Here is a 13,873-nt window from a genome sequence, read left to right on the forward strand (position 1 = left end):
CATGCCCGACCAGTCCATTCCGTCGGCCCGTCCCTCCACCCAGAGCGCCCCGACGCCCCAGCCCGCGGGCGGCCACGGCATCTCCCGGCGTGCGCTGCTCGGCACGGCCGGCGCCACCGGGATCGTGCTCGGTGCGGCCGGCGGAGCCGCGGGCTACGCCGCCGCGCCCGCCCAGGCCGCCCCGCTGACCTCGCTGGGCTCCGACCGGGCGATGTTTCACGGGAAACATCAGCCAGGTATCACCGAGGGCCTCCAGGCGCGCGGTCATCTCATCGCCTTCGACCTGGCGGCGGGTGCCGGCCGCAAGGAGGCGGCGGCCCTGCTGCGCCGCTGGTCGACGACGGCCGAACGGCTGATGGCAGGCGAGGCCGCGCCCCACGACGACACCGCCGTGGCCCGTGACGCCGGCCCCTCCTCGCTGACGATCACCTTCGGCTTCGGGCACGGCTTCTTCGACAGGACGGGCCTGGACAAGCAGCGGCCGAGCGCGCTGGACCCGCTGCCGGACTTCTCCTCCGACCACCTGGACAAGGCCCGCAGCGACGGCGACCTGTGGGTGCAGATCGGCGCGAACGACGCCCTGGTGGCCTTCCACGCCCTGCGCGCGATCCAGCAGGACGCGGGCGAAGCGGCCCGGCTGCGCTGGCAGATGAACGGCTTCAACCGCACCCCGGGCGCCACCGCACACCACATGACGGCCCGCAACCTCATGGGCCAGCTGGACGGCACCCGCAACCCCAAGCCCATCGACCCCGACTTCGACCGGCGGATCTTCGTGCCCGCCTCGGGCGAGCCCGCCTGGATGGCCAACGGCTCCTACGCCGTCGTACGCCGCATCCGCATGCTCCTGGACGACTGGGAGAAGCTGTCGGTGACGGCCCAGGAGGCGGTCGTCGGACGCCGGAAGTCCAACGGGGCGCCGCTGACCGGCGACCACGAGACCAGCCCGATGGACCTGGAGAAGACCGACTCCAAGGGCGAGTACGTCGTCCCCCTCAACGCGCACGCCCGGATCACCCGGCCCGACAGGAACGGCGGGGCGGCCATGCTGCGGCGGCCGTTCTCCTACCACGACGGCTTCGGCGCCGACGGCACGCCCGACGCCGGTCTGCTCTTCATCTGCTGGCAGGCGGATCCGCTGCGGGGCTTCGTACCGGTGCAGCGCAAGCTCGACCGGGGCGACGCGTTGTCGCAGTTCATCCGGCACGAGGCGAGCGCACTGTTCGCGGTGCCGGGCGGGGCGGCCAAGGGCGAGTACGTGGGGCAGCGGCTACTGGAGGGCTAGCCCGGAATCCGGCGGGTTACGGGGTTTACCGGCCTTACTGGGCTTTCCGGGCTCAAACCACTCTGTCGAGTGGCTCTCATGAGACGACCGAGCCCGGGCAGCCTGCGGCCATTAGGGTGAGGGACATGCCAGCGAGCTATGCGTATCTCGGCCCCGAGGGCACCTTCACCGAAGTCGCCCTGCGGACGCTCCCGGAAACGGCCACCCGGGAACTCGTCCCGTACGTGTCGGTGCAGTCCGCGCTGGACGCGGTGCGGACGGGCGAGGCCGAGGCCGCGTTCGTGCCGATCGAGAACTCCGTCGAGGGCGGCATCACCACCACCCTGGACGAGCTGGTCGCGGGCGAACCGCTGACCATCTACCGCGAGGTACTGCTCTCGATCACCTTCGCGCTGCTGGTCAGGCCGGGCACGAAGCTCACGGACATCAAGACGGTCTCCGCCCATCCGGCGGCCCAGCCGCAGGTGCGCAACTGGCTGCGCAGGCACCTCCCGGACGCGGTCTGGGAGTCGGCCGCCTCGAACGCGGACGCCGCCCGCCTGGTCCAGGAGGGCCGCTACGACGCCGCCTTCGCCGGTGAGTTCGCCGCGGCCCGCTACGGTCTCGAGGCCCTGGAGACCGGCATCCACGACGCGGAGAACGCACAGACCCGGTTCGTCCTGGTCGGCCGCCCGTCCCGGCCCGCCGCGCCGACCGGCGCCGACAAGACCTCGGTGGTGCTGTGGCAGCGCGACGACCACCCCGGCGGCCTGCGCGACCTGCTCGGTGAGTTCGCCTCGCGCGGCATCAACCTCATGCTGCTGCAGTCCCGGCCGACCGGTGCCGGGATCGGCAACTACTGCTTCTGTGTCGACGCCGAGGGCCATATCTCCGACCGGCGGATGGCGGAGGCACTGATGGGGCTCAAGCGGATCTGTCTCCAGGTGCGTTTCCTCGGCTCCTACCCGCGCGCGGACATTGCGCCGTCCGAGGCCCGGCCGACGCCGGCATGGACCTCGGACGAGGAGTTCATGGCAGCGGCGGACTGGGTGGCGCGCTGCCAGGACGGCCGGTTCTAGGCGCCGGTTCCCAGGGCGCCGGCTCCAGGGCGGCGGGTTCCAGCCAGTCCTACCTGCATACCATCTTTATCCACAGGAGTTATCCACAGGTCCGCTTCTCGACCTGGGGACAAGTCGACAAGGGCGTGTGGGTCGGTCGACAAATCGGCCCTCGCGTCTCCGCCGCGGCCACCACACCGCACCTCACCCTTCGTCCAGTCGTTTCCGTTGATTCATCTTTTGGAGCGACTGCTTTCCACCCGAAAGTGGGTGTCACCCAGGTTTGTCCTGGGAATTCCTCAGTCCGCGGCAGAGTTCCGGAGTGATCAATTCCGAAATCCACAGACCTTCCACACAGCCTGTGGATAACTCTCCGGAGGGTGGGGACCCCTGTGGACAGCGAGACCGTGAAGTCCCGTTCTCCACAAGGGAATCCGGTCAACCCGGCACGCAGGGCGTGCCCCGTCCCAGGGAGTGAGACACTTTTCCTTGACGGGTATCTGACTAGTTCTGACACGTTCCGCAATTTACGCATAACGGAACGTAAGCGGGCGAACAGTGAAGAATCACAACTCCACGGAATAGTGATTCGTGAGCGGCAACCCCGCACCGGTAGCCTTGGCCTCGTGATTGACCTTCGCCTGCTTCGTGAGGACCCCGACCGTGTGCGCGCGTCCCAGCGCGCCCGTGGAGAGGACGTCGCGCTCGTCGACTCCCTCCTGTCTGCCGACGAGCGGCGCAGGTCCTCCGGCGTCCGCTTCGACGAGCTGCGTGCCGAGCAGAAGCAGCTCGGCAAGCTGATCCCCAAGGCCTCCGCAGACGAGAAGGCCGAGCTGCTCGGGCGTGCCGAGCAGCTGAAGGCCGACGTCAAGGCCGCCGACGCCGAGCGCGACGCGGCCGACGCCGAGACCCAGGAGCTGCTGCTCCGGCTCGGCAACCTCGTCCACCCCGACGTGCCCGTCGGCGGCGAGGAGGACTTCGTCACGCTGGAGACGCACGGCACGATCCGTGACTTCGGTGCCGAGGGCTTCGAGCCCAAGGACCACCTGGAGCTGGGCCAGCTGCTCGGCGCGCTGGACGTCGAGCGCGGCGCCAAGGTCTCCGGCTCCCGCTTCTACTTCCTCACCGGTGTCGGCGCCCTGCTGGAGCTGGCCCTGGTGAACGCGGCGATCGCCCAGGCGACCGCCGCCGGCTTCACGCCGATGCTCACCCCGGCGCTGGTCCGCCCGCAGTCCATGGCGGGCACCGGCTTCCTCGGCCAGGCGGCCCAGGACGTCTACCACCTCGACAAGGACGACCTGTACCTGGTCGGCACCTCCGAGGTCCCGCTGGCGGCCTACCACATGGACGAGATCATCGACGCCGACCAGCTGCCGATGCGGTACGCGGGCTTCTCGCCCTGCTTCCGCCGTGAGGCCGGCTCGCACGGCAAGGACACCCGGGGCATCTTCCGGGTGCACCAGTTCGACAAGGTCGAGATGTTCTCGTACGTCGCGCCCGAGGACTCCCAGGCCGAGCACCAGCGCCTGCTGGAGTGGGAGAAGCAGTGGCTGACCTCGCTGGAGCTGCCGTTCCGCGTGATCGACGTCGCCTCCGCCGACCTCGGTGCCTCGGCCGCCCGCAAGTTCGACTGCGAGGCGTGGATCCCGACCCAGGGCAAGTACCGCGAGCTGACCTCGACCTCGGACTGCACCGAGTTCCAGTCCCGCCGCCTGGCAATCCGGATGCGTGACGGCAAGCAGGTCAAGCCGCTCGCCACGCTCAACGGCACGCTGTGCGCCGTACCGCGCACCATCGTGGCGATCCTGGAGAACCACCAGCAGGCCGACGGTTCCGTCCGGGTCCCCGAGGTGCTGCGCCCGTACCTGGGCGGCCGGGAGGTCCTGGAACCGGTCGCCAAGTGACCGGCTTCCCGTACCGGCTGATCGCGACCGACCTCGACGGAACGCTCCTGCGCTCCGACGAGTCGGTCTCGCAGCGCACCCGTGGCACGCTCGCCGCGGCCACCGCGGCGGGCGCGGCCCACATCGTCGTCACCGGTCGCGCGGTCCCGTGGACCCGCCACATCCTGGACGACCTCGGCTACGACGGTCTCGCCGTCTGCGGCCAGGGCGCACAGGTCTACGACGCCGGCGCACACCGTCTGCTGACCTCCGTCACCCTGGACCGGCAGCTGGCGGGCGTGGCCCTGGCCAAGATCGAGGCCGAGGTGGGCCCGCTGTACCTGGCGGCCAGCCGGGACGGTCTGGACGGCGACGTGCTGGTGGGGCCGGGGTACGCGGTCACGGGCACGCTCCCCGCGATCCCCTTCACGGACGCGTCCGATCTCTGGACGGCGCCGCTGAACAAGATCTACATACAGCACCCGACGCTGTCCGACGACGATCTGGCGGAGGCGGCCCGGCGCGCGGCCGGCGGTTTCGTCACCGTGGCCATGGCGGGCGAGGGCATCGTGGAACTGCTCCCGCTCGGTCTGTCCAAGGCCACGGGCCTGTCCCTGGCGGCCCGGCGGCTGGGCCTGAAGGCCGCGGACACGATCGCCTTCGGCGACATGCCCAACGACATACCCATGTTCGCCTGGTCATCCCGGGGCGTGGCCATGGCCAACGCCCACGAGACGCTCCGCGAGGTGGCCGACGAGGTGACGGCCTCCAACGAGGAGGACGGCATCGCGGTGGTGCTGGAGCGATTGCTGGCCCAGCTCGCTTAGCAGCCGACGGTTGCGCGGTTCCGCGGGTGCGGCGGGGGAACCGCGCGACAAGCCGCGACGCTCGGAGCCGACCACTCGGCCACGTCCCGGTGACAACGTCTTGCGGAGGATGCACGGATCGAACGTGCGCGGGCTTTCAGCCCGACCGCGGTTTAGCAAACCGGTGCCTTACCACTCGGCCAATCCTCCGGGTGGGCGGCCCACGCGAGAGACACATCGCGTGCTCGAAGCGGCCGCCCCGGGCGGTTCCTGTGGCTCCACGGCGGGGTAACTACACCGGGGCCGGCCTCGGACCGCCCTGTCGGGAGCCGGGCGTACTGCCGTGCATCGACATCGCCCGCCTCCACTCCCGGATCACGGCGCCGGGACGTTCCCGGCGGATGGGGCACAACCACTGTGCACCGCCACCGAGTTGCACGCCACCGAATAAACCGGCACCGCTATCGCCGCCGCCACCTGCGGCGCCGCGCCTTGCTGAAGAACCAGCCCGCCGGCGGCTCGTCGGAGCGCCACGGCTGAGGCTCCGGCCCCTCGGCGCGCCAGCGGGCGGCGAGCATACGGGCCCGCGCGGACGGCTCGGAGGTCTCGGCGCCCCGTATGAAGTCCTCGTCCAGGACCAGTCCGTCCAGCCCGTCCCGGACATCGCCCTCGGACCGCGCGCGCCCCTCGTTCCCCGGTATCTCCTCAGCCATCAGCGGCCTCCTAGCCGTACATCCGCTTTGTCCAGTGTGCCGGGATCGAGATGAAGTCCCCGTCAAGGCCGCCGGAGCCGCCGGACGGGGATCCACCAGGCCCTACTCCTCACCCGCCAGCTTCAGTGCCCGCAGCTTCTGACCGGCGTACCAGGTGGCCAGCACGGTGACCGCCACCAGCAGCACGGTGGCCGTCGGCAGGCTCACGGTGGAGGTCACGAGGTCCCCTCCGGCGACCTTGTGGGCGACGGCCAGCGACCACTGCTGGACGCTGAGCGTGCGCGCGCCGGGCACCAGGGAGCCGAACAGTGCCTCCCAGACCAGCGCGTAGACGAGCCCGAAGACCACGGCGTGCCGGGAGACCGTGCCGAGCAGCAGGAACAACGCCGAGTAGGCGATGGAGGAGACCAGCGCGGCGATCGTGTAGGCGACGGCGATCTGCTGGCCGTTGCCGTTGAGGATCAGCCCGGCGATCAGGGTCGGCACCGCCGAGAAGACCATGGTCACGGCGATGGCGACGATCAGTTTGGTGAAGATGATCGCGGGCCGCTTGAGCGGCTTGGACAGCAGGTAGACGACGGAGCCGTCGTCGATCTCCGGGCCGATCGCGCCCGTGCCCGCGATGACGCCGATGATCGGCACCATCGTGGCGATCGCGAAACCGCCGAGGACGTCGGAGGCGGTCTGGTCGTCGGCTCCGGTCAGGGCTCGCACGGCCACCGAGAGCACGATCAGCAGCAGCGGCAGCGCGCCGAGGATGAGGGCCCGGCGGCGGCCGAGCAGGGCTCGGTAGGTGAGCCGGGCGACAGTGGGGTCGTACATCTTCGGCCTCCTACGCCGCGACCAGGTACGAGAAGACGGATTCCAGGGACTCGTCGGACGGCGAGACCGCAAGGAGCCGGATGCCGTGGTCCCTGGCGACCTTCGGCAGCAGGGTGGTGAAGCGGCCGAAGTCGACGGCCTGGATGCGCAGCGCGCCCTCGGTGTGATCGACCTCGATGCCGGCCGTCGACGGGTCGGCGATCAGTGCGGCAGCGAGGGCGCGGTCGTCGCTGGAGCGGACCAGGTAGCGGTGCGGGCGGTCGGTCATCAGGCGGCGGATCCGGCGGAAGTCGCCGCTGGCCGCGTGCCGTCCGGCGACGACGACCTCGATGTGCCGGGCGAGCTGTTCCACCTCTTCGAGGATGTGCGAGGAGAACAGCACCGTGCGGCCCTCGTCGCCCATCTTGCGCAGCAGGTCCATCAGTTGCATGCGCTGGCGCGGGTCCATGCCGTTGAACGGCTCGTCCAGCAGGAGCAGGGACGGCTCGTGGACGAGGGCGCTCGCCATCTTCACGCGCTGGCGCATGCCCTTGGAGTACGTGGAGATCTTCCGGTCCTGCGCGTACTCCATCTCGACCGTGGCGAGCGCCCGTTGGGCCGCCTCCGCACCCAGGCCGTGCAGTTCGGCGTTGGCGACGACGAACTCACGGCCGGTGAGGAAGTCGTACATCGCCTCACGCTCGGGGACGATGCCGATGTGCTTGTAAATGGCCTCGTTGCGCCACACCGGCTGTCCGTCGAGCGTGACCGTGCCGGTGGACGGGGCGAGGAAGCCGCCCATCATGTTGATCAGGGTGGACTTTCCGGCGCCGTTGGGGCCGAGCAGGCCGGTGACGCCGGGGCCGATCGTCATGGTGATGTCGTTGACGGCGACCACGTTGCCGAACCAGCGGGAGACGTGGTCGATGCTGAGGGTCGTCACAGTCCCACCTTCTTGTAGCGGCGCATCAGCAGGCCGTAGCTGCCGGCGATCAGGGCGAGTACGACCAGGACGTAGACCACGCCCTGTCCGGCCGACGGGGCGATCGCGCCGGGGTTGCGGGCGGTGGCGCCGAGGAAGGCCGACTGGACGCCGTCGATGAGCGTGATCGGCGAGAACAGCCCGATCCACGGGATGGCGGAGGTGTGGTTCTGCACGTTGGCGATGGCCTGGAGCGTGGAGACCGCGCCGTAGGAGATGACCATCACGGCGATCACGGCGGCGATGCCGAAGCCCCGGCGCGGGGTGACAGCCGCGATGACCAGGCCGATGCCGGCGAACAGCAGGGAGAGCAGCGCCACGGAGACCAGTCCCTCGGCGAATTCCTTCGTCTGGTGGGCGAAGCCCAGCTTGGCCAGCAGCGCGCCCACGTACATCACGAGCAGGGGCGCGGCCGTCAGGATGAAGACGGCCGAGGCGAGCGCCGCGAACTTGGCGCGGACGTAGTCGGCTGTCTCGATGGGCCGCGAGAAGTACAGCGGTACGGTCTTGAAGCGCAGGTCGCGCGAGACGGACTGGGGTGCCTGCGCGGCCACGTACAGGCTGATCACGGCCTGCAGCATGATCGCGTAGCGGGTGTAGGCCACCGGCAGTTCGTGTGCCTTGGTGAAGACCGTGACGGCCACCATGATGGCGGCGGGCACGCACATCACCGCGAACAGCAGCATCGGCAGCACCTTGGACTTCGCCGAGCGGCCGAGGCCGTAGGAGCCGCGCAGGGACTGCGCGTACAGCGAGCGGCGGGCGTAGGCGCGGCCGAGGCGGGGGCCGTCGTAGCCGCGGTAGCCGATGTCGTGGATACGGGTCTGGTCGCCGGCCGGGGCCGCCGGCGGGTGCTCAACCGCCATGTCCGACGGCCTCCTTCGGCTGTTCGTCGCTGCTGTGCTCGGCCTCGCCGGTGAACACCTCGGAGATGTGGTGGCGGCGCTGCTCCATGCGGACCAGGCCGAGGCCGAGGTCGGCGACGACGTCCCGGACGAGGTCGTAGGTCTCCTCGCCCTCGGCGGTCAGCAGCAGGATGTGGCCCGCACCGGGCAGTCCGGCGCCTTCGCCCCGCGTGTCGACCCCGCGCGCGTGCAGCGCCTCGCGCACCGCGCGGGTGCCGTCGGGGTGGGTCTCGCTGTCGGTGACCTCGATCGCGAGGGTGGTCGTGGTCTGCGTGAAGTCGGTGGTGGAGCTGGAACGCAGGAGTTTGCCGCCGTCGATGACGACGACGTGGTCGCAGGTGCGCTCCAGCTCGCCCAGCAGATGGGAGGTGACCAGGACCGAGATGCCGAAGTCGGTGTGGATGCGCCGGATCAGGCCGAGCATCTCGTCCCGGCCGACCGGGTCGAGGCCGTTGGTCGGCTCGTCCAGGAACACCAGCTGAGGGTCGTGCACCAGCGCCTGGGCGAGCTTGACCCGCTGCTTCATGCCGGTCGAGTAGCCGCCGATGGGGCGGTAGCGCTCCTCGTACAGCCCGACATGGCGCAGGGTGTCCGCGGTGCGTTCGCGGGCGGCGGTCGGCGGCAGACCGGACATGCGCGCCATGTGGACGACGAACTCGGTGGCCGAGACGTCCGGCGGCAGGCAGTCGTGCTCCGGCATGTACCCGACGCGCTCGCGGATGGTGCCGCCCTTGGTGGCGACGTCGAGGCCGAGCACCTCGGCGCGGCCCTCCGTGGCGGGGGACAGACCCAGCAGGATCTTGATCAGGGTGGACTTGCCGGCGCCGTTGGCTCCGACGAGCCCGGTCACACCGGGTCCGATGTCCACGGACAGCCGGTCGAGAGCGGTCACCCGGGGGAACCGCTTGCTCAGGCTTTCGGTCGCGATCACAGTCACGCCTTCGACGGTAGTGATTCAGGCCACGCTGGTCGTCAGACCTCAGAGCCGTCTTGGCGTCAGACCCAGGTATTACGGGTCCCTAAGGGAAACCCCACCCAAGGGCCACCGCGGGTACTCCACAGCCCGTCATCCCTCCTATTGACGCCGCCTCTAACAACTGTCACATTCACCAGTGTCAAGTTACGGACGCGTACCGCAGCCGGCGGGCGGGTCGGCTGCACGACGGGACGGGGCGGCATGACGACGGCAGTGAGCAGCGAACCCTCCGTGGAACTGCGGGGGTTCAGGCGGGTGCAGCGCCTCGCCTACGAGTGCGCGGAGGCGGTCGCAGCGCGTCTGGAGCCCGGCGTGACCGAGCACGAGGCGGCGCGGATGCAGCGCGAGTGGCTGCGCGAGCGCGGGGTGCGGGACTGGTTCCACCTGCCCTTCGCCTGGTTCGGGGACCGCACGGCGTTCGTGGACTTCCGCATCCCCCTGCAGTTCTTCCCGACCGACCGCGCCCTGGAGCCCGGAATGCCGTTCATCCTGGACATGGCGCCGGTGCACGAGGGATACACCGCGGACATCGGCTACTCGGGCTCGCTGGGCGTCAACCCGGTGCAGGACCGGCTGATGGCCGACCTGGAGGCGCACCGGGAGCTGATCCTGCGCGAGGCGCGCGAGCGGCGCCCGCTGCGCGAGATCTACGAGGACGTGGACCGGCTCATGGTCCGCCAGGGCTACGCCAACCGGCATCGCGCGTACCCGTTCGGTGTGATCGCCCACAAGGTGGACCGGGTGAAGCAGCGCCGGTTCTCCCCGCATTTGTTCGGGTTCGGTACGCAGTCCCTCAAGGGCTTGGCCGCCGACGCGCTGCACGGCCACCGCGAGGGCTGGTCGCCCCTGTGGTCGCCGTACCGCTTCTCCGACCACCCGCCGCAGCCGGGCCTGTGGGCGGTCGAACCCCACCTCGGCTTCAGGGGTACGGGCGCGAAGTTCGAGGAGATCCTCGTGGTCACCGACTCGAGGGATCCCGAACAGGGCGCTTTCTGGCTGGACGACGACCTGCCGCACGTGCGGCGCTGGGCGGAGGAGAAGTGACGGCGGACGGGGCGGGAGAGGCGAGGGTGGACGTGACGCTGAAGGGTGCGCGGGAGCGCAGGGTGGCGACCGGCGGGGTCGAGCTGTGCGTGGCCGAGCTGGGCGATCCGGAGCAGCCGACGGTGGTGCTGGTGCACGGCTACCCGGACAGCAAGGAGGTCTGGTCGGAGGTGGCCGGCCGCCTGGCCGACCGCTTCCACGTGGTGCTGTACGACGTCCGGGGCCACGGCCGCTCGACGGCGCCGCAGCCGCTGCGCGGCGGCTTCACGCTGCCCAAGCTGACCGACGACTTCCTGGCCGTGGTGGACGCGGTCAGCCCGGACCGGCCGGTGCACCTGGTGGGGCACGACTGGGGCTCGGTGCAGTCGTGGGAGTTCGTCACGGTGGGCCGCACGGAGGGCCGTATCGCCTCCTTCACCTCGATCTCCGGCCCGTCCCTGGACCACTTCGGGCACTGGATCAACGCGCGCGTGAAGCGGCCGACGCCCCGCCGCGTGGGCCAGCTCCTCGGCCAGGGCGCCAAGTCCTGGTACGTGTACCTGCTGCACACGCCCGCCCTGCCCGAGCTGGCCTGGCACGGCCCCCTCGGCAGGCGCTGGCCGAAGATTCTGGAGCGGGTCGAGCAGGTCCCCGGCGGCAGCTACCCCACCGCCTCCCTCTCCTCCGACGCGGCGCACGGCGCCTGGCTGTACCGGGACAACGTCCGCCCCCGGCTGACCAGGCCCCGCCCGGACGCCTACGCGCACGCGCCCGTGCAGCTCATCACGCCCCAGGGGGACGCGTTCCTGTCCGAGCGGCTCTACGACGACCTGGAGCAGTGGGTGCCGCAGCTGACCCGCCGCACGCTCCCGGCCAGGCACTGGGTACCGCGCACCCGGCCCGACCAAATCGCCTCCTGGATCGAGGAGTTCATCGTGTCCGTCGACGGAGGGCGCCCCGAGCAGAAGGCGACCGGCCGCCACGCCGACCGGTTCGGCGGGCAGTTGGTGCTGGTCACCGGGGCGGGCAGCGGCATCGGGCGGGCCACGGCGTTCGCCTTCGCGGAGGCCGGCGCGCGCGTGGTCGCCGTCGACCGCGACGCCGAGGCCGCCGTACGCACCGCCGAGCTGTCCCGGCTGATCGGCGCGCCCGAGGCCTGGGCGGAGACCGCGGACGTCTCCGACGAGCAGGCGATGGAGAAGCTCGCCGAGAAGGTGCACCGCACGTACGGCGTGCTGGACGTGCTGGTCAACAACGCGGGCGTCGGCCTGTCGGGCTCCTTCTTCGCCACCACGACCGACGACTGGCACAAGGTCCTGGACGTGAACCTGTGGGGCGTGATCCACGGCTGCCGGCTGTTCGGCGCCCGGATGAGCGAGCGCGCCCAGGGCGGCCACATCGTCAACATCGCCTCGGCAGCGGCCTATCAGCCCTCCCGCGCCCTGCCGGCCTACAGCACCTCCAAGGCGGCGGTGCTGATGCTCTCCGAGTGCCTGCGCGCCGAACTCGCCGGACAGGGCATCGGGGTGAGCGCGATCTGCCCCGGCTTCGTCAACACCAACATCACCTCCACGACCCGCTTCGCCGGGGTCGACGAGGCGGAGGAGCGACGCCGGCAGAAGACCACGTCCCGGCTGTACGGCATGCGCAACTACCCGCCGGAGAAGGTGGCCGAGGCCGTCCTGGACGCGGTGGCCCGCGACAGGGCGGTGGTTCCGGTGACCCCGGAGGCGCGTGGCGCCCACCTCATGTCCCGTTTCCTGCCAGGGGTGTTGCGGCGACTCGCGCGCGTGGAGCCGAGGCTGTGAGATGACCGAAGCGGCGCCCGTGCGGACGTACCGCATCGAGGATCTCGCGCACCACACCGCCACGACGGTCCGGACCATCCGCGCCTACCAGGACCGCGGTCTGCTCCCCCGGCCCGAGCGCCGGGGCCGCGCCAACCTCTACTCCGAGGCACACGTCACCCGGCTGCACCAGATCGCCCACCTCCTCGACCGCGGCTACACCCTGGCCTCCATCAAGGAGCTGCTGGAGGCCTGGGACACCGGCCGGGGCCTCGGCGGGGTGCTCGGTCTGGTCACCGAGGTGGAGGGTCCCTGGACGGACGAGCGCCCCGACCGTGTCACCCGCGCCGAACTGGACGCCCGCTTCGGCGGCACACCGGACGACAATGCCGTGGCGGAGGCGGTCGAGCTGGGCGTCCTGGAGCGGATCGACGGCGACCCCGACATGTTCCTGGTGCCGAGCCCCCAAGAGCTGTCCGTGGCGGTCGAGTTGCATGCGGCAGGGGTGCCCCTGTCCGCGATCTCCGGCCATCTGCGGGAGTTGAGGGGGCAGGTCGAGCACATCGCCGCCCGTTTCCTGGAGTTCACCACCGAGTACGTCTTCGCCCGCTACCTGGAGGATCCCGGGCGCCGCACGGACGCGCACGCGGCGGAGGCGGCCGCACTCGTGCGCCGGCTGCGACCTCTGGCCCAGCAGACGATGGAGGCCGAACTGGCGCGCGCCATGCGCACCTTGGCGACACGGCACCTTCGCACACGCCTGGTCACCGAGGAGTCCACGGAGGAGTCCGGCCCGACCCGTTGCGTTCCCCTCCCCGCCGAGACGATCACCGCTGTGGAAAAGCTTGTTGGGCAGAGCCGAGTCGCCGAGTTCATCGCACTGGCAGCCGAACGAGAGGCGAGAGCACGTGTGTTGGATCGTCTCGCTGCACCTCCCCTTCTGGACAAGGAACTTCGCGAATCACCCTAATTCACATGTTCGTTATCCACAGAATCGCCAATTCCCCTGTGGATAACTACAGTTGGTTGTGGATCAAACCTGGGGACAAAAGAAACTGCGTGATCCGCGCCTCTCCGGCACGCTGGACACATGAGCGAAAGGCATGCCGCAAGACCCTCCGACGAACGACGCACCGTGAAGGTGTCGAAGTACCTCTCCAAGCACCTGCGCCACCAGCCGGAGCGGATCGGGATCGCCCCGGACCCGGCGGGCTGGGTGGAGATCGACGTCCTGATGGCCGCGGCCGCCGCCCACGGTTTCCCGTTCACGCGCGCGGAGCTGGACCACGTGGTGGCCACCAACGACAAGCGGCGCTTCGCGGTCGAGGGGGGCAGAATCCGCGCCAGCCAGGGCCACAGCATCGAGGTCGACCTCGGTCTGCCCCCGGCGTCCCCGCCGCCGTACCTCTACCACGGCACCGTCGCCCGCAGCCTGGACGCAATCCGCGTGCAGGGGCTCAGGCCCATGAACCGGCACGACGTCCACCTGTCCGCCGACCGCGAGACCGCCACCCGAGTCGGTGCCCGCCGCGGCCGGCCCGTGGTGCTCACCGTGGACGCCGGCGCCATGCACCGCGACGGCCATGTGTTCCACGTCAGCGCCAACGGCGTCTGGCTGACCAATGCCGTTCCGCCGCGCTACCTGCGGTTTCCCGGCCCCCGCTGAGCCTTCGCG

At 70.5% G+C, this 13,873-nt stretch carries 13 protein-coding genes and 1 tRNA gene; 8 read left to right on the forward strand and 6 right to left on the reverse strand.

All coding sequences use genetic code 11. The annotated features are described in order from the left end of the window. Window position 1: 1 nt before the first annotated feature. The 4 genes from efeB (at window position 2) to GQF42_RS22490 (ending at window position 5,032) form a co-directional block, all read left to right on the forward strand. Complete coding sequence (gene efeB, locus GQF42_RS22475; RefSeq protein WP_158922611.1) at window positions 2-1,285, forward strand: iron uptake transporter deferrochelatase/peroxidase subunit; 1,284 nt, start codon at window positions 2-4, stop codon at window positions 1,283-1,285. Window positions 1,286-1,410: 125 nt separating this feature from the next. Continuing rightward, window positions 1,411-2,343: a prephenate dehydratase gene (gene pheA / locus GQF42_RS22480; protein WP_158922613.1), complete on the forward strand. Its 933-nt coding sequence runs from the start codon at window positions 1,411-1,413 to the stop codon at window positions 2,341-2,343. Between the two features lie 605 nt (window positions 2,344-2,948). After that, the gene (gene serS, locus GQF42_RS22485) at window positions 2,949-4,226 is read left to right on the forward strand and encodes a serine--tRNA ligase (protein WP_158922615.1); all 1,278 of its coding nucleotides are present in this window, start codon (window positions 2,949-2,951) and stop codon (window positions 4,224-4,226) included. Continuing rightward, the gene (locus GQF42_RS22490; RefSeq protein ID WP_158922617.1) at window positions 4,223-5,032 is read left to right on the forward strand and encodes an HAD family hydrolase; all 810 of its coding nucleotides are present in this window, start codon (window positions 4,223-4,225) and stop codon (window positions 5,030-5,032) included. Before serS ends, GQF42_RS22490 begins: the two co-directional genes overlap by 4 nt. A gap of 103 nt (window positions 5,033-5,135) precedes the next feature. Here the strand turns inward: GQF42_RS22490 and GQF42_RS22495 are convergent. The 6 genes from GQF42_RS22495 to GQF42_RS22520 form a co-directional block, all read right to left on the reverse strand. After that, window positions 5,136-5,221 (reverse strand) — tRNA-Ser (locus tag GQF42_RS22495). A gap of 251 nt (window positions 5,222-5,472) precedes the next feature. Continuing rightward, entirely contained in the window at window positions 5,473-5,724 is a 252-nt protein-coding gene (locus GQF42_RS22500) for an SGM_3592 family protein (RefSeq protein ID WP_158922619.1), read from the reverse strand. Between the two features lie 102 nt (window positions 5,725-5,826). Continuing rightward, a complete protein-coding gene (locus GQF42_RS22505; protein ID WP_158922621.1) occupies window positions 5,827-6,546 on the reverse strand; it encodes an ABC transporter permease in 720 nt (239 codons plus the stop codon). 10 nt (window positions 6,547-6,556) lie between these two features. Continuing rightward, window positions 6,557-7,468, reverse strand: coding sequence for an ABC transporter ATP-binding protein (locus tag GQF42_RS22510; RefSeq protein WP_158922623.1), 912 nt, complete (start codon window positions 7,466-7,468; stop codon window positions 6,557-6,559). Beyond that, window positions 7,465-8,373, reverse strand: a complete 909-nt coding sequence (locus GQF42_RS22515) for an ABC transporter permease subunit (RefSeq protein ID WP_158922625.1) — start codon at window positions 8,371-8,373, stop codon at window positions 7,465-7,467. Before GQF42_RS22515 ends, GQF42_RS22510 begins: the two co-directional genes overlap by 4 nt. Next, the gene (locus tag GQF42_RS22520) at window positions 8,363-9,343 is read right to left on the reverse strand and encodes an ABC transporter ATP-binding protein (RefSeq protein ID WP_158930444.1); all 981 of its coding nucleotides are present in this window, start codon (window positions 9,341-9,343) and stop codon (window positions 8,363-8,365) included. The genes GQF42_RS22515 and GQF42_RS22520 overlap by 11 nt, the downstream gene beginning before the upstream one ends. Before the next feature lie 246 nt (window positions 9,344-9,589). Here GQF42_RS22520 and GQF42_RS22525 point away from each other — a divergent pair, with 246 nt between their 5' ends. The 4 genes from GQF42_RS22525 (at window position 9,590) to GQF42_RS22540 (ending at window position 13,864) form a co-directional block, all read left to right on the forward strand. Beyond that, window positions 9,590-10,432: a M24 family metallopeptidase gene (locus GQF42_RS22525; RefSeq protein ID WP_158922627.1), complete on the forward strand. Its 843-nt coding sequence runs from the start codon at window positions 9,590-9,592 to the stop codon at window positions 10,430-10,432. Window positions 10,433-10,464: 32 nt separating this feature from the next. Then, window positions 10,465-12,219: an SDR family oxidoreductase gene (locus GQF42_RS22530; RefSeq protein ID WP_199273083.1), complete on the forward strand. Its 1,755-nt coding sequence runs from the start codon at window positions 10,465-10,467 to the stop codon at window positions 12,217-12,219. Window position 12,220: 1 nt separating this feature from the next. After that, window positions 12,221-13,168: a MerR family transcriptional regulator gene (locus tag GQF42_RS22535; protein WP_158922629.1), complete on the forward strand. Its 948-nt coding sequence runs from the start codon at window positions 12,221-12,223 to the stop codon at window positions 13,166-13,168. Window positions 13,169-13,288: 120 nt separating this feature from the next. Then, window positions 13,289-13,864 carry an RNA 2'-phosphotransferase gene (locus GQF42_RS22540; protein WP_158922631.1) on the forward strand — a complete coding sequence of 192 codons (576 nt, stop codon included), beginning with the start codon at window positions 13,289-13,291 and terminating at the stop codon, window positions 13,862-13,864. Window positions 13,865-13,873 lie beyond the last annotated feature (9 nt).

Source organism: Streptomyces broussonetiae (assembly GCF_009796285.1).
In the GTDB taxonomy this organism is placed as follows: domain Bacteria; phylum Actinomycetota; class Actinomycetes; order Streptomycetales; family Streptomycetaceae; genus Streptomyces; species Streptomyces broussonetiae.